The following is a 24,693-nucleotide window of genomic DNA, read 5'->3' as shown; positions in this document are numbered from 1 at the left end:
AAGTTTTTACAATGAACATTTATGTAGGTAATCTAAGTTGGTCAATGACTGATGACGATTTAAGTAACTTATTCAGCCAATACGGGACTGTTTCAAGTGCAAAAATTCTTAAAGAAAAAAATACGGGCCGTAGCAAAGGCTTTGGCTTCGTTGAAATGGAAGATGAAGAAGCAGCTAAAACTGCTATCGCTACATTAAACGAAAGCGAAGTACAGGGTCGTAAATTAATCGTCAACGAATCGCAACCACGTCCTGAAGGAAGCGGCTACAAAAAAAGCGGCGGTGGTGGCTACGGTGGCGGAAGAAGCGGCGGTGGTGGCTACGGCGGCGGAAGAAGCGGCGGTGGTGGCTACGGTGGCGGAAGAAGCAGCGGTGGCGGCTATGGTGGCGGAAGAAGCGGCGGCTACAATAAAGATTATTGATTTTTTTAAATAGCTGATTTTAAGATCCTTCTTTTAAAAAAAGAAGGATCTTTTAGTTTAAACCTACTCGTAATTTAAATTTGCGGGATGATAATTGCATTGTCTTCAGTTTGGAAACACTTTACAAGTATTTTATACCAAACCTCAGATTGACGGTGTAATTAAAATATTCCTATACTCTATGGGGCCATGATCTCCTTGTAATAAAATAGGTCCCGGCGCGCCTTCGTCACTATCAATCGCTCCGCCAGTGATTCCAGGGATAGCCTGGTTACAAATTACTTTTTTCCCATTTACAAATATGGTTACCATCCGGCCTACTAACGTAATATCAAATGATTGCCATTCTCCGGGGTTCTTTGCTACCATCTCACTGGGAGTCAGGAATCCATAAACTCCTCCCAGCAAAACATTTGACGGTGGCATTCCTTTACTATCCATCACCTGCACTTCATATCTTCCTCTCAGATAAACACCGCTATTACTTTCAGCCGGATACCGGAATTCTATATGCAACTTAAAATCATCAAATTTCCTGTTGGTTACAAGATTAGAACCTGAATGAGGACTTTTTAAAATTCCATTAGACACGACCCATTGATTTTTTCCCATAGCATGCCATTCATCCATATTTTTTCCATCGAAAAGAGAAATTGGTTTTCCCCACTTAGGTTCTTTATTACGATTCAGATCGGGCGCACGTTTTCCGATCCAATTGAATGAATGCCCGTCCGGCATTGTCATCGTTCCTGAAAGACTATCGCCACCGAGCATTCCTTCTACCTTCAAATCATTAGGAAAATCTTCCCATTGAGGAGGAATTGAAAAGCTCATTTTTCCGTTTTCTAAAAATATTCTTGATATTGGCCGGGCACTTCCCACTACTCCAACGAAACTTCCAACCAGCATTCTTAATCCTGAATGATGAATTTCAAGCCAGGAAGGCCGGGATTGTCCATCCATATCAATCGTTATATCCCATCTGCCCTGGATAGCGACAGAGTCCGAAACATTTGATTGTAAATCTTTTGCATCTGTAGTCATAGATAAAAACATAAGAAAGAAAAAACAATAAAAATAGCTTGCAATTTTTTTCATAAAACTGTCTGAATTAAATTAAAAATCAAGATACTAAAATTAAATCTAAACGATTTATCTTAAGGGTAAATTTAAATTTGAAAAAAATTTCTAAAAATAGTCTCCAAAATTATTTTATGAATCAAAAAAGTTATAATTTTCGGCCCAACTCATAAGCAGTTAGTTTTGGTAAAGTGCTCCTGTTTCTACAGGAGCACTCAATTTTTAATCATTTATAACCCAATTTGCGGAAAAAAAAGAATTTCTAATTGAATTTTATTTAAACCATTAACCGGCTAAAACATTTGCCAATACTGCATTCCACGAAAGAAATTATTGCCTACTCATTTGAGTTACTGGAAAAAACCACTCAAACCTACTAACGATTTATTGCCTGATTTTAAATTAGAGTAAATCCAATTTTTAATTTTCTTTCTAACTATTTGCCAAAAACAGAAAACAATAATATGTGTACTTGTCTGAACATTCTGAGAAATATAAACAACTAATATGAAGTGAAGAGTTATTTATTAAATGAGAAAACATCAGGAAGCTGTTAGCGTAATTCATTTCAATAAACAACCCAGCGAACTATTTAAAAATCTTTAACTTTTAGGAAATAAAGAAAGGTTTTTTTGTTGCTTTACTATAAAACAAAATCCCGTTAATTCAATGAGAACCCTTTGCTCGGAGATGCTGTTAATTATATACTTGTTACCTTTGCCGTCCAAAAAAAATAAGTAAGTAAAAATGATTGACCTCACTCATTTTGATACAGATTCTGTTGCTAATCCTAATAATGGAATTTTCGGGCTTCCTTTTTCAGAAAACGATTCAAGGTTAATTATTCTCCCGGTTCCCTGGGAAGTGACCGTAAGCTATAAAGCAGGTACAGCAAGGGTTGCGGAAAAAATTTGTCATGCAAGTATGCAGGTAGATTTGTTGGACGATGATTACCCTGACGGTTGGAAGCAGGGAATTTTTTTACGCGACCCGGATAAAAATATTCTTATGAAAAGTGATTATCTGCGGAAAGAAGCAGAACTGTATATTAACTATATCACTGAGGGCGAAGAGCTTTGCAATAATAAATTTATGCAAAAAGTGCTACGTGAGATAAATGAGGGAAGCGAATTTTTGAACAATTGGGTGTATGAACAAACGAAAGAATTGCTGGACCGGGGAAAGCTGGTTGCCATTCTCGGGGGCGACCATAGTGCACCTTTGGGATATTATAAGGCCCTTGCTGAAAAGCAGGGAGATTTTGGCATATTACAAATTGATGCTCATTGTGATCTCAGGGAAGCCTATGAATATCTTACTTACTCCCACGCTTCTATAATGTTTAATGCGCTTAAAGAGATTCCACAGCTTACCAGGCTGGTCCAGGCTGGCATACGCGATTATTCCCCGGGTGAATTGGAATTTATAAAAAACAGCAATGGCCGCATAGTTACCTATTTCGATAAAAATATCAAGGAAAGAATATACGAGGGAGAAAATTGGAAAAAAATTGTAGAAGAAATAATAAGCTATCTTCCACAAAAAGTTTATTTGAGCTTTGATATAGACGGCCTTGATCCGAAATTGTGCCCTAATACCGGAACACCTGTTGCGGGCGGCTTTGAAACGCAGCAGGTTTACTACTTAATCAGAAAAATAATAGAAAGCGGTAGAAAATTTATCGGATTTGATTTGAACGAAGTAGGAATTAGTCCTAACGAATGGGATGAAAATGTTGGCGCAAGAGTCCTTTTTAAATTATGCAATCTTTTGCTGGCTTCAAACGAAACCAATGCAGTTTGAAATAGTCATTAAAAACGAAAAAATTAAATCATACCGGACGATTGCATTTATCCTGTTGCTTATAAATATTTCGGCTTTTATTCTGATGCTTTTTTATGATACTTTTCGCTATCAGGCAGCTTCAGCTATTTTGCTAACGGGAATTTATATTTTTATGCGAATTTATTTCACCAAAAAAAATCACCAGGGCCATTATCTCGACCAGATTTTGATATTCGTGCTCGCAGGCTGCTGGCTTGGGTTGCAAAATTATTACCTGATGGCAGCATTGCTTGTTATTGGAATTTTATATTATCTTGCTTTGCAAAAATTACAAATTCTATTTACACCAAAAGAAATAAGAAAACTTAATTTTCCGCAGCGGAGTTATCAATGGAATTCTGTTAATAATGTTATTATCAAAGACAATATGCTTACCCTTGATTTCAAAAATAATCATCTCTTCCAGGCGGAAATAGAGCCACCGGGAAACTTAAATGAAAAAGAATTCAATCAGTTTGCGCGTACACAATTGAATAAAACAGAAACAATTTCTTCCGAAATAAGTTAGCAAAGGAAGCCTGGAAATTTTTAGAGCTCAGTTATCTCTTTTATTAAAAACATTAACCTCTCATTTTCACGCATATCTTTTTTCGCAATTAATTTTACATCCAATATTAATTTTTAAATACAATCAATGAAATCCAAAATTTTAAAATGCTTCTTTTTAATTCTGTTTGTATCCGCTTCTATATCCCTGGTGTATGCATGGGGCCGCTGGGGGCATAAACATATTAGCCGCAGTGCGGTATTTGCATTACCAAAACCTATGCAAACATTTTATTACAATCACATTGATTTCATCACAGAGAGTGCGGTAATTCCTGATTTAAGAAGAGCGCTGATTAATGATAAAAATGAGCCGCCCCGCCATTTTATTGATGTAGAAAACTTTAAAGCCGCGGTGAACGATTTGCCCAAAGATCCTAAGCAAGCTTTTAAAAAATACGACAGCAGCTTCTTGAAGAAGAATGGATATTTGCCCTGGTACATTGAGGAGCTTACTGATAAATTAACTTCTGCATTTAAAAGGAGAGATAAATCAGAGATACTTTTTCTTTCTTCTGAATTATCACATTACATTGCCGATGCACACATGCCTTTGCACACTTCTGCCAACTACAACGGGCAGTTTACCGGGCAAAATGGAATACATTCTTTATGGGAATCGGCCTTGCCTGAAACTTTTGGAAGCACCTATAATTTTAAAACGAAGCCGGCAAGATATATAAAAAATATTCCGGAGGAAACTTTCAAAATGATTGAGCAATCTCATTCTTTGGTAGATACGCTTTTGGCAAAGGAAAAAGAAGTAAGAAGCAGGTTTTCGAAAGAAAATATGTATAAGAAAGACAGCGCAGGAAACGTGGTAATGTTTTACAATTCGCCGGTTTTTTCTTATGAATATGAAAAGGAATTTAATAAAGCTTTGGGAGGAATGGTGGAAAATCAATTACGCTTATCAATTTATAACGTGGCTTCTTATTGGTACACGGCATGGGTGAATGGAGGTAGTCCCAACCTGATTTCTATGGATGATCCACATCTTACCCAACAAAATAAAAAGAATTACAATATAGAATTGAAAGCATGGAATAAGGGAAAATTATTAAATCTTTCGAGTGGAGAAAGAGAAGAATAAAAAATAAAAAATATAATTATTTGTTTGTTTACTGCACCGGGTGCCGGACGTTTTTTTAAACTAAAATTTTCCATAACTTTTTTTAAAAAAATTCAGATGCCCTGCATAATTTTCTACCTTCGCCGCCTCAAAAAATTGAACTTTTATTTACTATGAAAAACTATACAGCACCGGTTGCAGCTAAATTGGCCATTCCTGAAAAGCAAGTTATTGTTGTCCTTGATTTATTATCTGAAGGAGCTACAATTCCATTTATCGCCCGGTATCGAAAGGACAAGACCGGTGCACTGGATGAGGTGCAGATTCAGAAAATACAGGAAGAAGCAAAGTTTCAACAGGAATTTGCCGATAGAAAATTGTTCATTGAAAAAACAATTTCTGAGCAGGGAAAAATGACAGATTTTTTACAGGGAAAAATAAATGAAGCTACTACCTTAAATGAGTTGGAAGATATTTATCTACCTTATAAACCTAAGAGAAAAACGAAGGCACAAACAGCCAGGGAAAATGGATTGGAACCTTTGGCTTTATTATTACTTGAACAAAAAATCATTATTGCTGAAACAGTAGCGCAATCTTATTTAAATGAAAAAATAACTGATGTAGAAATGGCATTGCAAGGCGCGAGGGACATTATTGCTGAAATAATAAATGAAGACGTTGAATTACGTGCTAAAATGAGAAAGTTGTTCGAGCAAACAGCCACAATTCAAAGTAAAATATTAACTGATAAACAGGAAGCAGGAATAAAGTATAAAGATTATTTTGATTTTTATGAACCTATCAATAAAATCCCCTCTCACAGAATCCTCGCAATCATGCGTGGTTTTTCGGAAGGATTTTTGAAAATGGCCATTGCACCAGAGGAAGAGTTGGCCTTTGCAAAAATAGAGGAACAATATATTAAAACGGATAACGAATCTTCTCAACAAATAAAAAAAGCCATCAAAGATGCATACCGGAGGTTGCTACAGCCAAGCCTTGAAAGCGAATTCAGGCTGGCATTAAAAACAAAAGCCGATGAGGAAGCGATTAGTGTATTTGCCGAAAACCTTCGTCAGCTTCTGCTTTCCTCTCCATTGGGCAGCAAAAAAATTCTGGCTATCGATCCTGGTTATCGCACCGGTTGCAAAGTGGTTGTGCTTGATGAAAAAGGAGAACTCCAAAAAACTGCTGTAATTTTTGTACATGAAAAAAATTATAAAATTGATGAGGCAAAACATACAATTGAAAACTTCGTAAAAGAATTTTCGGTTGAAGCTTTTGCTATTGGCGATGGAACTGCAGGAAGAGAAACTGAACAATTTATAAAAGGATTGAACACCGCCCTTCCTGTCTTTTTAGTGAACGAAGATGGCGCATCTATTTATTCCGCTTCAGAAATAGGAAGAGAAGAATTTCCGGACCACGACATTACAGTTCGCGGGGCAGTAAGCATTGGAAGACGGTTAATGGATCCCCTTGCCGAACTCGTAAAAATTGATCCTAAAAGTATTGGAGTAGGCCAATATCAGCACGACGTAAATCAAACCAGGCTGAAGGAAAAGCTGGATCAAACCGTAGTGAGTTGTGTAAATGCAGTAGGTGTAAATCTAAATACAGCAAGTAAATATCTGTTGAGCTATGTCAGCGGCCTTGGGCCGTCTATAGCTGAGAATATTGTTAATTACCGTAAAGAAAAAGGGCGTTTCACAAACAGGCAACAATTAAAACAGGTATCGAGGCTCGGAGAAAAAGCTTATGAGCAATGCGCAGGATTTTTGCGAATTAAAAACGGAGAAAATCCGCTGGATGAAAGCGGTGTGCATCCTGAATCTTATACAATCGTTGAGCAAATGGCTCGGGATGCCGGCGTTGAAATAAAGGAAATTATTGGCAATGAAAAAATGGTAAAGCAAGTAGACTCACGATCATATATAAACGAAAATGTAGGCTTACACACAATTGATGATATCTTAAAGGAATTAAAAAAGCCTGGCATTGACCCGCGTGAAGAAGCACAGGCATTTGAATTTGCCAACATTTATTCTATTGAAGATGTAAAAGAAGGGATGATAGTGCCCGGCCAGGTTACTAATTTAACCCGCTTTGGCGCATTTATAGATATTGGAGTAAAACAGGACGGACTTGTTCACGTATCAGAAATTGCTCATAAATATATTTCCGATCCGGCAGAGGTTTTAAAATTAAATGATAAAGTGCTCGTCAAAGTAACCGAAGTTGACCTGGCAAGAAAACGAATTGCTTTGTCGATAAAACAAACGCAGCAAGCGTCGGACAAACGTCAGCATAAACAACGTGATCAAAGAAATGGCGTTTCAAAATCTTCACATCAACAAAAAGTCTCAGTAAGTGAAAGTGCTTCGATAGAAGATGCGATAAATGTTCTGCGAAAAAAGTTTGGCAAATAAAGCAAAATATTAATTTAAATCCATTGCGAAAAGTTGTTAACAGTCAACGAAAAAATATCCGGCTTTTTTCTTTTGGAAGAAATCATTTTAAAATTCCATTATGATACATCCATACTCGCAATAAATCCATCCAGTTATCATTTTTTTCAAGAATAAGTGTTCCAAAGCCATGGCCGCCGTTTTGATAAATATGTAATTCTGCGGGCACATGGTGTTTCAATAATGCTTCATAATAACTGATGCTGTTGCGTGGTTCAACACCGTTGTCGTCGCTGGCAAGCACAAGAAAAGTGGGAGGGGTATTTCCGGATACCTGCAATTCGTTTGAAAAATTATTGACCATTTCTGGTGAAGGCCTTGTTCCTAAAAGATTATTACGGCTGCCTTTGTGAGTAACAGAGTCAATCATACTGATTACGGGATACCCGAGAATGGAAAAATCGGGACGCAATGAAATGTGTTTTGGATTGGAAATGTATTCTGTGTTAAAATGAGTTGATGCTGTTGAGGCCAAATGTCCGCCCGCTGAAAACCCCATTATTCCTATCTTTTGCGGGTCAATATTCAATTGCCTGGCATTTTCCCTAACATACTGAATCGCTCGTTGCGCATCCTGCAATGGCCCGATTGATTTGTCTTCCATAATCTCATCGCTAGGCAGGCGATATTTCAAAACGATTGCTGTTACTCCCCAATTATTCAATATATGTGCAACCGTTGTGCCTTCGAGGTTATAAGCGAGAATAGCATACCCGCCGCCCGGGCAAATAATTACTGCCGGAGTTTCTGATGCAGTTTTTGCCGGCTTAAAAATTTCGATTTGAGGAACATACACTTTGCTTATCCGGATAACTCCATCAGCACCAGTATCTGCTTTTTCCACATAATCAATTGCAGTTTTACTACCCGGAATACTTTCGTAGAGAGAAATTATTTTTTGTGCAGACGACATAGAATTAATTAAAAGAAAAAAAAGAAAAATTGTCAACGCCTTTGTTTTTTTGCGGAAAATCAATTTCTCAAAAATGAATGATATCATATTGTTTATTTAGATGTTGCGTTCAAATTATTAATTCGTAACGGGTGATTTCTAAGAAACCTTGAAATTATTAAAAAAAGGCTATATCCTGTAAAAGGAAAAGTCGCGACATTTAAGATTCAATTTTCTTTGCAATTTAAAACTCGGATTGGATGAAAATCTGAAATCAAACAGAATTACAATATCTCCCAAAAGTTTCATCGCTCGAAGCTTTTAAAAAAAATTTTTTGTTTTAGAAAATTGTTTCTATTTTCGTCTACGTGTTGCTTAATCGTTTAATTGGCAGTCCAAAAAAACTTGTGAAAAAAGGCATGTGAGGCTTAATTTCAAGGAACTCCAAAAGTTCCTTTTTATTGGTGGTATTGCTTAATCGATTAAAACGGAAGGAAATTCAATAAAGTCAGATTATGTGATTTTTAATTCAAAGAGACTTAAACGTTTAAACTCGTAAAGATCTTCATTTTTGTATTGAAACATATGTATTGCTATTCTTTGGACGTGCATCGTTATTAACTGTAAAAACAAAATACTAATGATATCATTTTTTATTTAACTTGTTTAATCGCTTAAGCTTATACTAATCAATAATTTTCATCAAACTAAATCAACATCATGAAAAAAAAATTATTCGGATGCTTTTGTATCAGTTTTTTTATTTGCGCCGCGGCGCTCGCCCAGGAAAAATTCAATGGTCTTGAAACTAATATGAGCAATATTTACAGGTTGTCTGATGCAAAGACGCGTTCCATCAGCCCCGAAAATTTTAATGGTGCTAAAGGACAAGGCGGAATGGCAACTGAAGGAACCGGCAAAAACGCTTCAAGAGATTTGGGGCAGGGCTGGAAAGTAAGTCCAAGCGTAGTTATTAAAGCTCATACCACATTTACTGTCGCTGAAATTGATGGTCCGGGTTCAATCCAGCATATCTGGATGACACCGACCGGGGTGTGGCGCAATTCCATTTTACGATTTTATTGGGATGATGAAAAAACACCTTCAGTGGAAGCACCTGTCGGAGATTTTTTCTGCATGGGCTGGGGCCAATATGCCGCCCTGCAATCGCTCGCCGTATGCGTAAATCCCGGTAGTGCATTCAACTGTTACTGGCCGATGCCATTCAGAAAAAAATGCAGGATAACCATGGAGAATATTGATGACAAGGACATGGTTTTATATTACCAGGTGGACTACACCTTAACTGATGTGCCTTCTGATGCAGCTTACTTTCATGCGCAGTTCCGCCGTGTAAATCCGTTACCATATAAAGGCGTATATACTTTAGTAGATGGTATAAAAGGAAAAGGTCAGTATGTAGGTACATATATGGCATGGGGCGTTCACAACAATGGCTGGTGGGGCGAAGGCGAAATTAAGTTTTATATAGATGGCGATACAAAATATCCAACCATCAATGGCACCGGCACTGAAGATTATTTCTGCGGCTCTTACGATTTTGATACCAGGAAGAGGAATGCGGCAGGCGTTGAAGAAGTGAATTATACAGAATTTAGCACCCCCTATTCCGGTTTACCGCAGGTTATAAAAGGAGATGGACATTACCAGGTGATGCAAAGATTTGGATTATACCGCTGGCATATTACCGATCCAATCCGCTTCGACAAAGATTTAAAGGTCACTATACAGGCACTCGGCTGGCGTAGCGGTGGCCGCTATCTTCCATTGCAGGACGATATCGCCTCCACTGTTTTTTGGTACCAGACAGAGCCACACGGAACTTTTCCGGCTTTGCCTGATAAGGATGGTTTAGAAGTAAACTAATCATATTATTTAGAAAATAATTTCTAAATAAAGATCGCAACAATCATAAAAAGAATTTAAAAAGATAGGAACTTGTGCCAGGTAAAATTTAATTTCCGATCAATTATTAAATCCACATTGTTTTCATTCTGCGATGAATAAAGAAAATACTCAACCATGTTGCGCTGCTTCAAGAAAGAGTTCGGGGCCGGCAAAGACTGAACCAATGATCGAAAAATCCGGGACTGATTCAAATGAAAAAATGATTGAACTTAAAGGCGGAAAATTTTTGATGGGCACAGACGATAAAGAAGGATTTATTGAAGACGGCGAAGGGCCTGTCAGGGAAATCACGCTGGGCTCATTTTATATTGATGAAACAACTGTTACCAATTTTCAGTTTTCCGAATTTGTGAAGGCCACCGGCTACATCACGGAAGCTGAAAGGTTTGGCTGGTCATTTGTTTTTGTTGGATTGCTTTCAGAAAAGGATAAAGAAAAGGATTTCAAAGTAGCGGCTCAGGCTCCATGGTGGTGCGCCTTTCCGGGAGCCACGTGGAGTCGGCCTGAGGGAGAAGATTCGCAGATCAGTGAACGCATGAATCATCCCGTAGTTCATGTATCATGGAATGATGCGATGGCCTATTGCCAGTGGAGTCATAAACGACTGCCGACAGAAGCGGAATGGGAATATGCTGCAAGAGGAGATTTGGTACAAAAAAAATTTCCGTGGGGTGACGATTTAATGCAGGATAATATACATCATTGCAATATCTGGCAAGGTAACTTTCCTGATTATAACAGCATGGAAGACGGACATTTTGGAACTGCCCCGGCGAAAAGTTTTGCACCAAATAATTTCGGTTTATATAACACTTCAGGAAATGTTTGGGAATGGTGCAATGACTGGTTTAGCGCGGACTTTCATAAAAATGGGCCGTCATTTAACCCTGACGGTCCTTCAGGCGGACAGGCAAAAGTGATGCGCGGCGGTTCCTTTTTATGCCATCACTCGTATTGCAACCGCTACAGAGTAGCCGCACGCTCGAAGAATACGCCGGATAGCAGTTGTTCTAATATTGGATTCCGTTGTGCGAAAAATAAGTAAGGCTGTAAGTTTTTGATAAAAGAAAGATTAGTTAACCTCCCTGAAAATTGAAACGGTTAAATTTAAAATTGAAATTGAAAATTGAAATATGAATGGAAAGGTTTCCCTTAAGGATGTTGCTAAATACCTTGGGGTATCAACGGCGCTCGTTTCCTATGTGATTAATGGTAAGGAAAAGGAAGCAAGGGTAAGCGATAAGATGGTAAAAAAAATTCGTGAGGCAGTCATAAAGCTTAACTACCAGCCAAACCAGATTGCTAAAAGCCTGAAGAGTGGACGAACAAATACGATTGGTTTGATTGTCGCGGATATTTCAAACCCTTTCTTCTCAAACATTGCCCGCATCATCGAAGATGAAGCCCGGAAAAAAGGTTATGTTGTAATTATCGGCAGCAGCGATGAAAGTGCAGAAAAATCGCAGGATTTGCTGATGGTTTTTCAAAACAGGCAGGTAGATGCATTTATCATTGCGCCTGCAGAAAATACAGAAAAACAAATAATGAATTTGCAAAACAGCGGAATACCGGTAGTATTAATTGACCGGTATTTTCCTGCTTTAAAGGTTGACAGCGTTCATATCGATAATTTTAAAGCGGCTTACAACGCCGTGGATCATCTGATAAAAAATGGCAGAAAGAAAATCGGCATCATGGCTTACGCTACCAAACTTCCTCACATCCAGGAACGAATCAACGGCTACAAGGCAGCGCTAAAAGCGAATGGCATACGGTTTAAAAAAGAATTTGTAAAAGAAGCTTCTTACCAGGATATTGAAAAAGATGTAGCACAAAAAGTAAAAGAATTATTATTTCCTTCTTTAAAAGTGGATGCATTTTTCTTTGCCACGAATACGTTGGCAGTGGAAAGTTTAAAAATTATCAATCAATCCGGAATAAAAGTTCCTGACGACCTTGCTGTAATAGCATTTGATGAAAGCGATGCCTTTGATTTTTTCTATTGCCCTTTATCCTACGTAAATCAATCGCTTGAAGATATGGGAAAAGAAGCTGTAAAATTAATCACAGAAAGAATTGGTAATAAATCTAAAAAGCACAACAATATTATTATCAGGGAAAAGCTGGTGCTAAGAGAAAGTTCAGGAAGCCGGCGAAATAAATGAATATATAGAGATGAAACAGTAAACCAACAAATCATGCAAATTTTTATTTTGTTATGAAACAAATCCATTAATGAAATTTTATTTAAATAAAAGCAAAGCGATGACAAAAAACATTCTTTCCGTTTTAGTAGTAACGGCCATGATTGCCTTGTCCTGTAATAACTCAGGAAGTAATAATGATTCAGCACGCACAGCAGATTCATTAAAACAAGGAAGTTTTGGTTATGATATCAATTTTCTGAAGCAACATGATGACAGCCTCATTATTTTAAGCAATGGTGAAGGCAAAGCACAGGTAATTGTTTCGCCAAAATATCAGGCAAAGGTTTTTACTTCCACTGCTGATGGAAAATCGGGCAAAAGTTTTGGATGGGTGAATTATAAAGCATTTTCCGGCGCTGCTGATGCGCACATGAATGCGTACGGTGGTGAAAACCGCTTCTGGCTTGGGCCTGAAGGCGGCAGGTATTCGCTTTTCTTCAAGCCTGATTCATCGATGGTTTTTGCCAACTGGAAAACACCCGCACCATTTGATACAGAACCCTGGAGCGTAACGGACAAGAACGGCCAAAAGGTTACCATGAAAAAAGATATGGAGCTTACGAATTATAAAGGAACCAAATTGGATATCGGGGTCAGCCGTTCTATTCAAATTCTTTCAGATGCAGAAATATCACAAAAAACAGGTATCAATTTAGACACGTCAATAAAAGCCGTTGGCTACCAGGCAAACAATGCGATTACAAATGATGGAAAGCAAGCGTGGACAGAGGCAACCGGAATGCCCTGCATCTGGATGCTGGATATGTTTAACCCTTCACCATCCACAGTGATTGTAGTTCCTTTTAAAAACCTGGCAGGAAAACCGTTTGACAAAGTAGTAACCTCAGATTACTTCGGACAAATTTCGCAAGACAGGCTAAAACATACCGATGATAATTTATTTTTTAAAGCGGACGGAAAAAGCCGCGGCAAATTGGGTGTTGCGCCGGATTATGCCAAACCAGTTGCCGGCAGTTATGATGCGGAAAACAAAGTACTTACCATCATCCTATTTGATTTGGATTCATCCGCAAAATACCTGAACCAGGAATGGAATACAACCAAACCGACTTTCCAGGGGGATGCGGTAAATGCTTACAACGACGGGCCTTTGGAAGATGGTTCTCAAATGGGGCCCTTTTATGAAATGGAAAGCGTATCGCCGGCTGCTTTTTTGAAACCCGGAGAATCGCTTTCACATCAGCATTCCGTTTTTCATTTTACAGGAAATGAAAAATCGCTGGATGCTATTTCGCAAAAATTGCTTGGCGTGTCCCTGCAAACTATTCAAAAAGAATTTTAGAAAAAATAAATAAAACGTTTATGAGTCAAAATAATAATTTTCCGAAAATCGGAATTAGGCCTATCATCGATGGGCGTTTGGGTGGCGTGCGCGAATCGCTGGAAGATACTACGATGAAGATGGCAAAAAACGTAGCTGCGCTTTATCAAAACGAATTAAAGTATCCCGATGGATCGCCGGTGGAATGTGTTATCGCGGATTCGTGTATTGGCGGCGTGGCAGAGGCTGCGGCATGCGCTAAGAAATTTGAAATGAATAATGTCGGCATTTCCCTTTCAGTTACTCCTTGCTGGTGCTACGGCAGCGAAACGATGGATATGAATCCGCTTTTACCAAAAGCAATTTGGGGGTTTAACGGAACCGAGCGCCCCGGTGCAGTTTACCTTGCTGCCACTCTTGCAGCACATAATCAATTCGGGCTGCCGGCCTTTGGAATTTATGGAAAAGATGTGCAGGATTTGGGCGATGAAAATATACCGCCGGATGTGACAGAAAAATTATTGTCATTTGCCCGGGCGGGGCTCGCAGTTGCATTGATGCGTGGAAAGTCTTACCTGGCCATTGGTTCAGTATCGATGGGTATTGCGGGATCTATGATAACCCCCTCCTTATTCCGTGAATATTTGGGTATGAGAAATGAATTTGTGGATTCATCTGAAGTGCTTCGGCGTATTCAAAAGAAAATTTATGATGAAGAAGAGTTTGAAAAAGCACTTGCCTGGGTAAAAGAAAATTGCAAAGAAGGAGAAGATTTAAATCCGAAAGAAAAACAATTTTCACGCGAACAAAAAGATAAGGATTGGGAATTTGTGGTAAAGATGACCCTCATCATGCGCGACCTGATGACAGGCAATGAGCAGTTGAAAGAAAAGGGTTTTGGCGAAGAGGCACACGGGCATAATGCCATTGTATCAGGCTTCCAGGGGCAAAGGCAATGGACCGATTTTTTACCTAACGGTGATTTTTCTGAAGCGATTCTCAATTCCTCTTTTGACTGGAATGGCATTCGCGCACCTTACACCGTGGCTACAGAAAATGATTCACTAAACGGAGTATCCATGCTTTTTAATTACCTGCTCACCAATACTGCACAGATTTTTGCAGACGTAAGAACTTACTGGAGCCCTGATGCAGTAGAACGTGTTACCAAATGGAAACCAACCGGCGCCGCGGCCAAAGGATTTATCCACCTGATTAACTCCGGCTCTGCCACTCTGGATGGAAGCGGCCAGCAAGAAAAAGACGGCAAACCTGTGATGAAACCCTTTTGGGAAATCACACCGGCAGAAGCAAATAATTGTTTAAAGGCAACCACTTGGTATCCGGCAAACAATGGCTATTTTCGGGGCGGGGGCTATTCTTCCAAATTTGTTACGCGGGGCGGAATGCCGGTTACTATGTGCCGGTTGAATCTTGTAAAAGGAATTGGCCCTGTGTTGCAGATTGCAGAAGGAGAAACGATTGATCTGCCGGAAAACGTGCATGATATTTTAGACGAGAGAACTGACAAAAGCTGGCCTACCACTTGGTTTGTGCCGCGGCTTACGGGTGAGGGTGCGTTTACAGATGTGTACAATGTAATGGCCCGCTGGGGCGCCAATCATGGGGCCATCAGTTATGGACATATAGGGCATGATTTAATTTCACTTGCCTCTATACTCAGAATTCCGGTGTGTATGCACAATGTGAGTGAAGAAAAAATATTCCGGCCATCCGCGTGGAACGCATTTGGTTCGGATGTGGAAGGCGCAGATTACAGGGCCTGTTCTACTTACGGGCCGCTTTATAAATAATAACTAACAAAAAAATGAAGAAAGAAAAATCGACTCTTTTTATTAAAAATGGTGTCAACTATTTTGGCCCGTTTGTAGCCATCACCACATTATTTTTTCTTTGGGGAATAGCGCACGGCATGCTGGATACACTGGATAAAAATTTCCAGATGATGCTGCACCTCGAAAAATGGCAATCCAGTTTCATCCAGTTTTCTCTGTATGGTGCTTACTTTGGAATGGCCATCCCCGCAGGATTATTCATGAGAAAGCATGGCTACAAGAAAGGAATCATTTTCGGCCTCATATTGTTTGCCTCCGGCGCTCTGCTAGCTGCGGGCACAGCACCGTTGCAATCATTCATCCTCTTCTTGATTTGCCTTTTAATCATCGGCGCAGGGTTGGCCACGCTTGAAACTGCCGCCAATCCTTATACTACTAAATTAGGGCCCCCGGAAACAGCAGAGCGCAGGATTAATTTTTCGCAATCGTTTAACGGCCTGGCCTGGGTAATTGGTCCACTCATCGCGTTATACATTTATGGCAACCAGAGCCATGTTGAGGGAAAAAAAATGATTTCAATTGTGCTGCCATTCGCCATCATCGGGCTGGTAGTGCTTGCAGTTGCCTTTGTATTTACCAGGTTGAAATTGCCGGAAATAACCGAGGAAGATGAAAACATAGCTCATGGAGCCATCGTGCCTGCTGCAGAACCCGGCGACTTAATTACGGACGTAACTGATCCACGTTATATTTCAAAAAAACCTTTGTGGAAAAACCGGCATTTTAAATTGGGTTTTGTTGCTCAGGCCTGCTACGTAGCTGCTCAGACCGGCGTTTTTAGCTTTCTCATCAATTTTGTTACCGACCATGATATGGACCCTCATTTCGATGTGGAATTGGCGCCTTATTTCCTTTCATTTGGGTTTTTATTGTTTATGATAGGAAGGATTTCAGGAAGCGCTATGATGAAATATTTTAAACCCACGCGGATGCTTGCCTTATATTCTTTATTGGTATGCCTTCTACTGCCTGTTGTGGGCCTTGAATTTGGATGGACATCCATCATTGCTTTGTACGCTGTATTTTTCCTGATGTCTATCATGTTTCCAACCATCTTTGCGCTTGCTATCAAATCACTGGGCAAGCATACAAAAGAAGGCGCCTCCTTTTTAGTGATGGCTGTTGCCGGCGGCGCAGTTTTCCCGCCCTTAATGGGTGCGGTAGCGGACGTTTATGGGATGTCGGTTGGTTTTCTCGTGCCAATTCCGTTGTTCGCATTCATTTTATATTACGCCGTGGAAGGATTTAAAATAAAACCAGATACAGATATTGCCGTAGTGAATAAAAGCAATTTGAAAACTGAAAACCAGGTAACAGGCTAATGTTTATAACGGTATGCCTACACGTATATTTTCCATTCATTCAAAAAAAAAGAATAGCAGTAAACAAATAAAAAGCTGAGATTTTTAATTTGAAATTTTATCATGAAAGAAGAAAATAACCGTCGCTCGTTTATAAAAAAAATCGCTTTAGGAGGATTGGGAACTGCAATCACTCCCGCCGCTGTTTTATCATCCGGAAGTCATAACAAGGAAAATGAGCCATCCGGAAATTTACAAAAGAGCATAGTACGAAAATACAATGGCATTTACCAGGCAGGCTATTTAAACCGGCTTGCCTTTCCTATCGGGGGAATTGGGGCAGGCATGTTTTGCCTTGAAGGCACTGGCGCTATTTCGCACATGAGCATTCGCAACAGGCCGGAGATTTTTAATGAGCCTTCCTTGTTTGCTGCTATTGAAGTGAAAGGCTTTAAAAATGGAGTGAAGGTTTTGGAAGGGCCCGTCCCGGATTGGAAAATATTCGGACAGCGTGGTTCCGGTAACGGAGATGCAGGTTCTACTTATGGGCTGCCGCGATTTATCAATGCAGAGTTTGAAACTAAATTCCCTTATGGCTATGTCACTTTACGCGATTCTGACCTTCCCCTGAAATCGAAGATTACCGGCTGGAGTCCTTTTATACCAACAGATGAAAATAGTTCAAGTCTGCCCGTTGGCGCTCTTGAATATACGTTTAAAAATACCGGTCCGCAGGCGATTGAAGCAGTTTTTTCTTTTAACACAAAAAATTTTTTGGCTTCTGACCGCGAGGCCGTTAATAATATCGGGCCGTGCAAAAATGGATTTATTCTTAACCAGGAAGGCATAAAAGAAAAACCATTTTTGAAAAGCAGCTTTGCAATATTTACTGATGATAGCAACACAATCGTTGATCATTGTTGGTTTCGGGGTGGTTGGTGGGACCCGCTAACGATGGCATGGAACGATGTGAGAGAGGGCAAACTAAATGCGCGCGAACCGGTAGAAAAAGATGCACCCGGCGCTTCATTATTTGTTCCGTTTTCATTGGCACCTGGCGCTTCAAAAACCGTGAAGCTGCTCGTTTCATGGTATACGCCGCTCACAACTTTACATATCGGGGAAGTAATGAAAGATGAAAAGAAAAACTGCGATCCCGCATCCGGATGTTGTGGCGGGCCATCAGACCTTGGCGTGGCTAATGGTAAAAAAAATCCATCCGCAGATTATTCACCCTGGTACAGCAGCCGGTTTAAAAACATAGATGAAGTAATTGAATACTGGACCAATAATTACAAAGAGCTTTTTCAAAAAACAAAATTATTTTCTGACACCTTTTACAAAAGCAGCCTTCCTTCCGAAGTGATGGAAGCAGTAGCTGCCAATCTTACCATTATTAAATCGCCTACTGTGCTTCGCCAGTATGATGGGCGCTTGTGGAACTGGGAAGGTTGCGGCGATGATGGCGGATGTTGTCATGGCTCGTGCACGCATGTATGGAATTATGCGCAGGCAATGCCTCATTTATTTCCAACGCTGGAACGTTCACTGCGCAATACTGAGTTCTGTGAAAATCAAAATATAGCCGGCCACCAGGGCTTCAGGGCAAATCTTCCTATCAGTCCTTTAAAACATGATTTTTATGCAGCGGCAGATGGCCAACTCGGAGGCATCATGAAAGTGCATCGCGATTGGCGTATCAGTGGCGACAATGACTGGCTCGCCAAAATATATCCAATGGTAAAAGTGAGCATGGACTATTGCATCTCCACATGGGATCCGCGAGGTAAAGGAATCGTGGAAGAGCCGCATCACAACACTTATGATATAGAATTTTGGGGACCCGACGGGATGTGCACCAGCTTTTATCTCGGCGCATTAAGATCAATGATTGAGATGGGATCGTTTCTGAAAAAAGATATTGGCCGGTATCAAACTTTATTTGAAAAAGGCAAACAATATTTAGAAACCAAACTGTACAACGGAGAATACTTTTTCCAGGATATTGAGTCTAAAAACCTGGATGCGCCAGACCCTGCCACTGCCAAATCCTTTGGTGGGGACTATTCGCCTGAGGCCTTAGCTATGTTGAAAAAGGAAGGGCCAAAGTATCAATATGGTACGGGCTGTCTCAGCGATGGCATTCTTGGGGCATGGATTGGAAAAATGTGCGCGCTTCCGGATTTTGTCGAAAACACAAAGGTCACAAGCCATTTACTTTCCGTGCATAAATACAATTTAAAGAACGACCTGACCGAGCATGCAAATCCGCAGCGTCCAAGTTATGCCCTAGGCAAGGAAGGCGGGTTGTTGTTGTGTACGTGGCCGAAAGGAGGCAAATTGTCTTTGCCTTTTGTTTACAGCGATGAAGTGTGGACAGGAATTGAATACCAGGTGGCGTCGCACCTGATGCTGATGGGAAAAGTAACGGAGGGGCTCGAAATAGTTCGTCTATGCCGCGACCGTTATGATGGCCGGGTGCGCAATCCCTTTAACGAATATGAATGCGGCCATTGGTATGCGCGCGCCATGTCGAGCTATGGAATGCTGGAAGGCCTTACAGGCGTCCGGTATGATGCCGTTGATAAAACATTATATATAGATTCAAAAATCGGTGATTTTACCAGTTTTCTTTCTACGGCTACCGGGTTTGGAAATGTGACACTGAAGGCAGGAAAGGCTTCGCTGCATGTGGCTTACGGTAAGATAGAAATAAATAAAATCAAACTAAGCGGCAAGGAAATACAGGTATGACGAGAGTAACAAAAAATATGGTGGTCCATTTTCGGTATTGCATGCAAAACACGAATGGCGAAGTGATTGAAGACAACTCAAATGCTTCGCCAACCTGCTATCTGCACGGCGGCTCCTCAATTGCACCATTTTTACAATCTCAATTTGAAGGCCTTGGCATCGGGGAAATCAAAACGATCTTTTTAAATGGTGGAAGTGAAAATATTTCGTTCAAAATAATAATTGATAAATTACGGCCCGCATCCGGCGAAGAATTAATATTAGGTTACCCTGTGGATGAGAATGCAAACTGCAATTCTGATTGCAATTGTTATAGCGCTCAATTCTAAAGTTTTGTGCAAATAAAAATTCAGATTATTTATTTGTTTACTATAAAAACCAGGAAAAAAAGTTCTAACTAATGGCCCTGTCGAGATGAACATACCCGCCATCTACGTGAATGAGTTGGCCGGTAGTGTGGCTGGATTTTTCAGATAAAAGAAAAGCAACCATGTTCGCAATTTCTTCCGGTGTGGTCATTCGTTTTTCTAAAGGAATTTTTGCGGTTATGGATTCTAATTGTTCATCAGGATGCTCCAGTGTCTTTATCCATACTGAATATTGAGGTGTCCAGCATTCGGAAACAATTACCGCGTTTACCCTGATTTTATATTTTAGTAATTCAACTGCCCATTCCCGGGTCAATGCATTTCTTCCTCCATTGGATGCTGCATAGCCAGATGTATTTCCCTGGCCTGTTTCGGCCGTTTTAGAACCAATATTTACAATCGCGCCAAAAGATTGCTTTAAATAAGGCAACGCGTGATGCGCCATTAAATAATAATGAATTAAAGTATTGTGCAGTGAATCAACAAATTGTTGATAATTTCCGTTTTCCAGGCCAACCCCGTCATTTAGGCCAGCGTTATTAACCAGACCATCAATTCTCCCAAATTTATCAACCACCTTTTTTATAGCCGCTTCACATTCCTGCGGCTTTGTCAACTCTGCTACAACCTGAAAACCTTTGTTACCAATGCTTTCGAGGGTTTTTAAATTATCCTGTTCCTTTCTGCCCACAATTACAGGCAATGCATTTTCAGCGGCAAGAACTTTTACGATCCCCTCCCCTATTCCTTTCGCGCCGCCGGTTACGATGATAATTTTATTGTCGAGATTCAAATTCATGTAAGAAATGTTTTTGACGTTTAGAAGTTTTTGGCAATATTTAAAATCTTTTCTTTACTCGTTGTGGCCGCCAATTTCAGAAAGATTATAAAATTCAATTGCATTTTTTTTAAATACTTTTTCATTGTCCTCCGCAGAAAAGTTGCGCATATAATTTTCAACCAGGTTTTTCCAGATTAAATATCCGCCACTGATATTTACAACAGGCCAGTCACTCCCGAAAACCAATCGCGCGGTACCGAAAGCCTTTGTTACACAATCGAAATAAGGATAAAAATCTTCTTCCTTCCAGCTAGTCCAATCCGCTTCGGTTGTGAGCCCGGAAAGTTTACAATACACATTGTCGAACCCGGCAATTTCTTCGATTGCCTTCTTCCAGGCATCTACACTTTTTAGTTTAACGTTCGGCTTTGCACAATGATCAATCATACATTTCTGACCAGGAAATTTCTTTACGAATTGAATTACCTCCTGCAACTGATTTTCGTAAACCAATATGTCGTAAGTAAAATTATATTTTCTTAATAAACCAATACCTTCTAAAAAATTTTTATTCTTTAAAAATCCTGCCGGCTCTGCCTGCACTATATGCCTGAAGCCTTTTACGATGGAAAACTTTGAATAGTAAAGCAATCTATTTTCAATATTTTTATTTTGAAAATCCACCCACCCTACTATTCCTTTTATGAATGGATTGGTTTCAGCAAGCGCGATTAAAAAATTATTTTCATTTTCGCTTTGATCTGCCTGAACTGCAATTACGCCTTCGATATTATTTTCCTTTAAAACCGGAAATAAATCATGGGGAAGAAAATCTTTTTGCAACATTTTCATATCGTCAGTAATCCAGGCATCTTTTACTTTATCGTACTTCCAGAAATGAACATGAGTGTCAATCATTAAACATCTAATTACAGGCTATCTAAAATATTTTGTATTTGGGCTTTCAGTTTTTGGAAGATAATTTTCTTTAATAAGCCACACCATTTGATAATCAATTCCCATATAATCATGAACTATTCTATTCCTAAACCACGAATCCTGTACCAATCAATCTCCGGAACTTTTCTTTCATTTCATCAGGTAAGCGGTTTGCGGCTTCACCAATGATTTCAAAATTCCGAATAACTGCATCTGAAGTTCTGCTGTCTTCTAAAAAATTATCAAAAGATAAACCGCTTGTATATTCAGTAATCTTTTCGATATTAAGCAACAAATCTTCCAACAATAAACGGGAACTTCTTTTAGACATAAATCAAATCAGCCTGGATAGTTTTAAGGTATTGTGGCTTTACTCCTTTCTTCGAAACCAAATCAACTTTTCGTTTTAACCTGGTTTCTAATTCTTCCGCGAGATCAATAAACTCAATACCAATCGGCTGGCTAAAATCTACCAAAATGTCAATATCACTTTCACCGGAAAAATCATTTCTGACAACAGAACCAAACAATCCTAATTCACTTACATAATACCGGGACATAAGCGATGGTTTTATTAATTCTAACTGCTTTTTTATGGAAAGTAAATGGTTCATCGTTGAATTCAAAGATAAAAGAATTATACAGACCAGTTTCTTACATGCTGCGTTTGTGTTCCCAGCCCTTCAATTCCCAATTCTACTATATCGCCTTCCTTCAGGTACACCTGTGGATTCATACCCAGCCCAACGCCCTGCGGTGTACCGGTAGATATAATATCGCCGGGCAATAAAGTCATAAACTGGCTGATGTAGGAAACCAAAAAAGGAATTTTGAATATTAAATCATTTGTGTTGGAATCCTGCATCTTCTTACCATTAACGGTGAGCCATAAACGTAAATTATTCACATCCGTAATTTCATCCTTTGTAGCCATCCATGGGCCAAGCGGTGCAAAAGTGTCGCAGCTTTTTCCTTTTACCCATTGGCCGCCTCTTTCTATCTGAAAAGCCCTTTCGCTCACATCATTATGAAGGCAGTAACCTGCTACATAATCCATGGCTTCACTTTCTTCTACATAGCTCGCACGCTTGCCAATAATCACAGCCAGCTCCACTTCCCAGTCGGTTTTGTTGGAATTTTTAGGAATGATAATGTCATCATTTGGACCGGAAACTGAAGTAGTAGCCTTGAAAAAAATAATCGGTTCTTTAGGCACCTGCGCGTTGGTTTCCCTGGCATGCTGTGCATAATTTAAACCGATACAAATTACTTTAGAGGGCTTATAAACCGGGCAACCCAATCTTTGATTTGATTCCACTTCGGTCAAACTATTTTGTTCAGCAATCTCCTGCAATTTTTCAATTCCTCCATTCGTAAAAAATTCTTCGTCATAATCTTTTACAAATCCGGATAAGTCATACCATTTCTCATTGTTGATTATTCCAGGCCTTTCTTTACCGGCCTCTCCAAACCGTATTAATTTCATATAATTTATTTTGTTTCGATTTCGATAATTGTGTCCGGTTCCACCAGTGCAATTCCATCAAGCCTGATAGTAACTTCGTTTTTATTCTGATCATATTTTACCTGCTCGCCGGTGCCCATTAACGTACAACTTTTTATTTTATTCCTGATTCCAGTTATCACTACAGGCTGAATTGAATCTTTTAAAATATGAACAAATATTTTATTTTCTTTTGAAGTAACTACACCCCAATCCTGCGGTGGCATTATGTTTCCACGGGTTCCATAAATGCTTTTTCCAAATTTTTCCATCCATTTTCCTATTTGCTGCAACGTATCCCTGAATTCTTCCTGGATAATTCCATTGGGCTGCGGCCCCACATTTAATAAAAAATTGGCGTTACGCCCTGCTGCGTTCACAAGGTAATGAATCAAGGTGTTTACCGGTTTGTAATTATCATCTTTAATATTGAACCCCCAGGAATTGTTCATCGTTTCGCACGTTTCAAGAGGCAACTGGTCGGAAGGCTTTTGAAAGCTCAGCCCTGATTTATTCTGACCGGGCAAATCTTTTTCAAACATTTGAAAATCTTCGCCGGGAAGGGGCGACAGATGATGATTGTTGCCAATGAGGCAAGCTGGTTGCAATTTATGTATTAATGCATATATCTCCGGAAGATGCCAATCAATTCTTGGCGTCCTGTCCTGCGCGCCTTCAGGGGCTGTTTGGTCCCAATATCCATCAAACCAGATACCATCAATCTTTCCATAATTGGTAAGCAATTCGGTTAACTGATTTTCCATGAATTTGATATAATCTTTCCAATCGCCATGCACTGTTCTTCCGGTTCCCTGCCCTGTTCTGCCGGTCCAGTAGGAATAGTCATCCCTTCTCCAATCAAGGAGTGAATAGTAAAGAAATATTTTCATGTCCTGCTTATGGCATTCATCCACAATCATTTTTACCACGTCTTTATGATACGGTGTATTCATAATATTGAAATCAGAATATTTGGTATCCCACATGCTAAAGCCATCATGATGGCGTGTGATAAGCGTGATGTATTTCATTCCCGCATTCTTCGCCATCGCCACCCAATCGTGCGCATTAAATTCGGCAGGATTAAAAAAATCCATGAGGCGCGTGTAATCTTTTACTTTGATATTTTCATTTTGCATTACCCATTCGGCATCTCCCAAAATGCTGAAAACACCCCAGTGAATAAACAATCCAAATTTTGCATTTTCAAATTGTTGCCGCGCTTCAAAGTTTGCTGCCGTTGGCGTATACGTTTGTGCATGACCGTTAGTCATGATGATTGCAGTAAATAAATAAATAACCAGTTTTTTCATTTTATAGTTTTAAATAAGAGAACAGAGATACTCCATGAAAAGTTCAAAAATAAGGCAAATGATCAATTCAAATTTTCAAACTATTTACCGGTAAACTTTAATCTTATCAGGTTCTTGCTTAAGACGTCTGA

At 39.6% G+C, this 24,693-nt stretch carries 22 protein-coding genes; 13 read left to right on the top strand and 9 right to left on the bottom strand.

Annotated elements, in window-relative coordinates; translation table 11 throughout:
• The first annotated feature begins 11 nt into the window (after nt 1-11).
• Nucleotides 12-422 (top strand): RNA recognition motif domain-containing protein, encoded by a 411-nt coding sequence (locus tag EFY79_RS08705; RefSeq protein ID WP_123120304.1) that lies wholly within the window; start codon nt 12-14, stop codon nt 420-422.
• 144 nt (nt 423-566) lie between these two features.
• On the opposite strand, the gene EFY79_RS08700 is transcribed toward EFY79_RS08705, so the two are convergent.
• Complete coding sequence (locus tag EFY79_RS08700; protein ID WP_123120303.1) at nt 567-1,520, bottom strand: 3-keto-disaccharide hydrolase; 954 nt, start codon at nt 1,518-1,520, stop codon at nt 567-569.
• 729 nt (nt 1,521-2,249) lie between these two features.
• Between EFY79_RS08700 and EFY79_RS08695 the strand changes: the two genes are divergently transcribed.
• The 4 genes from EFY79_RS08695 to EFY79_RS08680 all read left to right on the top strand — a co-directional run bounded on the left by EFY79_RS08695 (nt 2,250) and on the right by EFY79_RS08680 (nt 7,397).
• Nucleotides 2,250-3,305 (top strand): agmatinase family protein, encoded by a 1,056-nt coding sequence (locus tag EFY79_RS08695; protein ID WP_123120302.1) that lies wholly within the window; start codon nt 2,250-2,252, stop codon nt 3,303-3,305.
• Entirely contained in the window at nt 3,295-3,855 is a 561-nt protein-coding gene (locus tag EFY79_RS08690) for a hypothetical protein (RefSeq protein WP_123120301.1), read from the top strand. The genes EFY79_RS08695 and EFY79_RS08690 overlap by 11 nt, the downstream gene beginning before the upstream one ends.
• A gap of 126 nt (nt 3,856-3,981) precedes the next feature.
• The gene (locus EFY79_RS08685; protein ID WP_123120300.1) at nt 3,982-4,986 is read left to right on the top strand and encodes a zinc dependent phospholipase C family protein; all 1,005 of its coding nucleotides are present in this window, start codon (nt 3,982-3,984) and stop codon (nt 4,984-4,986) included.
• Nucleotides 4,987-5,138: 152 nt separating this feature from the next.
• Nucleotides 5,139-7,397: a Tex family protein gene (locus tag EFY79_RS08680; RefSeq protein ID WP_123120299.1), complete on the top strand. Its 2,259-nt coding sequence runs from the start codon at nt 5,139-5,141 to the stop codon at nt 7,395-7,397.
• Nucleotides 7,398-7,479: 82 nt separating this feature from the next.
• On the opposite strand, the gene EFY79_RS08675 is transcribed toward EFY79_RS08680, so the two are convergent.
• Nucleotides 7,480-8,349 carry an alpha/beta hydrolase gene (locus EFY79_RS08675; RefSeq protein WP_123120366.1) on the bottom strand — a complete coding sequence of 290 codons (870 nt, stop codon included), beginning with the start codon at nt 8,347-8,349 and terminating at the stop codon, nt 7,480-7,482.
• A 699-nt stretch (nt 8,350-9,048) separates the two neighbouring features.
• Between EFY79_RS08675 and EFY79_RS08670 the strand changes: the two genes are divergently transcribed.
• The 8 genes from EFY79_RS08670 to EFY79_RS08635 all read left to right on the top strand — a co-directional run bounded on the left by EFY79_RS08670 (nt 9,049) and on the right by EFY79_RS08635 (nt 19,986).
• Nucleotides 9,049-10,215, top strand: coding sequence for a glycoside hydrolase family 172 protein (locus EFY79_RS08670; protein ID WP_123120298.1), 1,167 nt, complete (start codon nt 9,049-9,051; stop codon nt 10,213-10,215).
• A gap of 205 nt (nt 10,216-10,420) precedes the next feature.
• A complete protein-coding gene (locus EFY79_RS08665) occupies nt 10,421-11,302 on the top strand; it encodes a formylglycine-generating enzyme family protein (protein ID WP_199727496.1) in 882 nt (293 codons plus the stop codon).
• 88 nt (nt 11,303-11,390) lie between these two features.
• Nucleotides 11,391-12,422 (top strand): LacI family DNA-binding transcriptional regulator, encoded by a 1,032-nt coding sequence (locus EFY79_RS08660; protein ID WP_123120296.1) that lies wholly within the window; start codon nt 11,391-11,393, stop codon nt 12,420-12,422.
• A 100-nt stretch (nt 12,423-12,522) separates the two neighbouring features.
• The gene (locus tag EFY79_RS08655; RefSeq protein ID WP_123120365.1) at nt 12,523-13,767 is read left to right on the top strand and encodes a DUF6786 family protein; all 1,245 of its coding nucleotides are present in this window, start codon (nt 12,523-12,525) and stop codon (nt 13,765-13,767) included.
• Nucleotides 13,768-13,787: 20 nt separating this feature from the next.
• Nucleotides 13,788-15,560: an L-fucose isomerase gene (locus tag EFY79_RS08650; protein WP_123120295.1), complete on the top strand. Its 1,773-nt coding sequence runs from the start codon at nt 13,788-13,790 to the stop codon at nt 15,558-15,560.
• Between the two features lie 14 nt (nt 15,561-15,574).
• A complete protein-coding gene (locus EFY79_RS08645; protein ID WP_123120294.1) occupies nt 15,575-16,924 on the top strand; it encodes a sugar MFS transporter in 1,350 nt (449 codons plus the stop codon).
• Between the two features lie 102 nt (nt 16,925-17,026).
• A complete protein-coding gene (locus EFY79_RS08640) occupies nt 17,027-19,657 on the top strand; it encodes a GH116 family glycosyl hydrolase (protein WP_123120293.1) in 2,631 nt (876 codons plus the stop codon).
• Complete coding sequence (locus EFY79_RS08635) at nt 19,654-19,986, top strand: peptidylprolyl isomerase (protein ID WP_148041883.1); 333 nt, start codon at nt 19,654-19,656, stop codon at nt 19,984-19,986. The genes EFY79_RS08640 and EFY79_RS08635 overlap by 4 nt, the downstream gene beginning before the upstream one ends.
• A 64-nt stretch (nt 19,987-20,050) precedes the next feature.
• Here the strand turns inward: EFY79_RS08635 and EFY79_RS08630 are convergent, their stop codons facing one another.
• Genes EFY79_RS08630 through EFY79_RS08605 form a run of 7 tightly spaced genes read right to left on the bottom strand, consistent with a single transcriptional unit; the run spans nt 20,051 to nt 24,562 of the window.
• Entirely contained in the window at nt 20,051-20,824 is a 774-nt protein-coding gene (locus tag EFY79_RS08630; RefSeq protein WP_123120291.1) for an L-fucose dehydrogenase, read from the bottom strand.
• Between the two features lie 54 nt (nt 20,825-20,878).
• Nucleotides 20,879-21,724 (bottom strand): amidohydrolase family protein, encoded by an 846-nt coding sequence (locus tag EFY79_RS08625; protein ID WP_123120290.1) that lies wholly within the window; start codon nt 21,722-21,724, stop codon nt 20,879-20,881.
• Nucleotides 21,725-21,742: 18 nt separating this feature from the next.
• On the bottom strand, nt 21,743-21,829 hold the full coding sequence (locus EFY79_RS22025) for a hypothetical protein (RefSeq protein ID WP_394338870.1): 87 nt from the start codon (nt 21,827-21,829) through the stop codon (nt 21,743-21,745).
• Nucleotides 21,830-21,851: 22 nt separating this feature from the next.
• Nucleotides 21,852-22,076 carry a HepT-like ribonuclease domain-containing protein gene (locus EFY79_RS08620; RefSeq protein ID WP_199727494.1) on the bottom strand — a complete coding sequence of 75 codons (225 nt, stop codon included), beginning with the start codon at nt 22,074-22,076 and terminating at the stop codon, nt 21,852-21,854.
• Complete coding sequence (locus tag EFY79_RS08615; RefSeq protein WP_123120289.1) at nt 22,069-22,359, bottom strand: nucleotidyltransferase family protein; 291 nt, start codon at nt 22,357-22,359, stop codon at nt 22,069-22,071. Before EFY79_RS08615 ends, EFY79_RS08620 begins: the two co-directional genes overlap by 8 nt.
• 23 nt (nt 22,360-22,382) lie before the next feature.
• Complete coding sequence (locus EFY79_RS08610) at nt 22,383-23,231, bottom strand: fumarylacetoacetate hydrolase family protein (protein ID WP_123120288.1); 849 nt, start codon at nt 23,229-23,231, stop codon at nt 22,383-22,385.
• A 5-nt stretch (nt 23,232-23,236) separates the two neighbouring features.
• Complete coding sequence (locus tag EFY79_RS08605) at nt 23,237-24,562, bottom strand: alpha-L-fucosidase (RefSeq protein ID WP_123120287.1); 1,326 nt, start codon at nt 24,560-24,562, stop codon at nt 23,237-23,239.
• Between the last annotated feature and the right edge of the window lie 131 nt (nt 24,563-24,693).

The sequence above is a fragment of the Hanamia caeni genome (assembly GCF_003721595.1).
In the GTDB taxonomy this organism is placed as follows: domain Bacteria; phylum Bacteroidota; class Bacteroidia; order Chitinophagales; family Chitinophagaceae; genus Ginsengibacter; species Ginsengibacter caeni.
The sequence above is the reverse complement of the archived record's forward strand: the minus strand, read 5'-3'. Positions and strand labels throughout refer to the sequence as shown.

Coding starts and splice junctions, on each gene's coding strand:
- EFY79_RS08705 (WP_123120304.1), top strand. CDS start 12: ATGAACATTTATGTAGGTAATCTAAGTTGGTCAATGACTGATGACGAT.
- EFY79_RS08700 (WP_123120303.1), bottom strand. CDS start 1,520: ATGAAAAAAATTGCAAGCTATTTTTATTGTTTTTTCTTTCTTATGTTT.
- EFY79_RS08695 (WP_123120302.1), top strand. CDS start 2,250: ATGATTGACCTCACTCATTTTGATACAGATTCTGTTGCTAATCCTAAT.
- EFY79_RS08690 (WP_123120301.1), top strand. CDS start 3,295: ATGCAGTTTGAAATAGTCATTAAAAACGAAAAAATTAAATCATACCGG.
- EFY79_RS08685 (WP_123120300.1), top strand. CDS start 3,982: ATGAAATCCAAAATTTTAAAATGCTTCTTTTTAATTCTGTTTGTATCC.
- EFY79_RS08680 (WP_123120299.1), top strand. CDS start 5,139: ATGAAAAACTATACAGCACCGGTTGCAGCTAAATTGGCCATTCCTGAA.
- EFY79_RS08675 (WP_123120366.1), bottom strand. CDS start 8,349: ATGTCGTCTGCACAAAAAATAATTTCTCTCTACGAAAGTATTCCGGGT.
- EFY79_RS08670 (WP_123120298.1), top strand. CDS start 9,049: ATGAAAAAAAAATTATTCGGATGCTTTTGTATCAGTTTTTTTATTTGC.
- EFY79_RS08665 (WP_199727496.1), top strand. CDS start 10,421: ATGATCGAAAAATCCGGGACTGATTCAAATGAAAAAATGATTGAACTT.
- EFY79_RS08660 (WP_123120296.1), top strand. CDS start 11,391: ATGAATGGAAAGGTTTCCCTTAAGGATGTTGCTAAATACCTTGGGGTA.
- EFY79_RS08655 (WP_123120365.1), top strand. CDS start 12,523: ATGACAAAAAACATTCTTTCCGTTTTAGTAGTAACGGCCATGATTGCC.
- EFY79_RS08650 (WP_123120295.1), top strand. CDS start 13,788: ATGAGTCAAAATAATAATTTTCCGAAAATCGGAATTAGGCCTATCATC.
- EFY79_RS08645 (WP_123120294.1), top strand. CDS start 15,575: ATGAAGAAAGAAAAATCGACTCTTTTTATTAAAAATGGTGTCAACTAT.
- EFY79_RS08640 (WP_123120293.1), top strand. CDS start 17,027: ATGAAAGAAGAAAATAACCGTCGCTCGTTTATAAAAAAAATCGCTTTA.
- EFY79_RS08635 (WP_148041883.1), top strand. CDS start 19,654: ATGACGAGAGTAACAAAAAATATGGTGGTCCATTTTCGGTATTGCATG.
- EFY79_RS08630 (WP_123120291.1), bottom strand. CDS start 20,824: ATGAATTTGAATCTCGACAATAAAATTATCATCGTAACCGGCGGCGCG.
- EFY79_RS08625 (WP_123120290.1), bottom strand. CDS start 21,724: ATGATTGACACTCATGTTCATTTCTGGAAGTACGATAAAGTAAAAGAT.
- EFY79_RS22025 (WP_394338870.1), bottom strand. CDS start 21,829: ATGGGAATTGATTATCAAATGGTGTGGCTTATTAAAGAAAATTATCTT.
- EFY79_RS08620 (WP_199727494.1), bottom strand. CDS start 22,076: ATGTCTAAAAGAAGTTCCCGTTTATTGTTGGAAGATTTGTTGCTTAAT.
- EFY79_RS08615 (WP_123120289.1), bottom strand. CDS start 22,359: ATGAACCATTTACTTTCCATAAAAAAGCAGTTAGAATTAATAAAACCA.
- EFY79_RS08610 (WP_123120288.1), bottom strand. CDS start 23,231: ATGAAATTAATACGGTTTGGAGAGGCCGGTAAAGAAAGGCCTGGAATA.
- EFY79_RS08605 (WP_123120287.1), bottom strand. CDS start 24,562: ATGAAAAAACTGGTTATTTATTTATTTACTGCAATCATCATGACTAAC.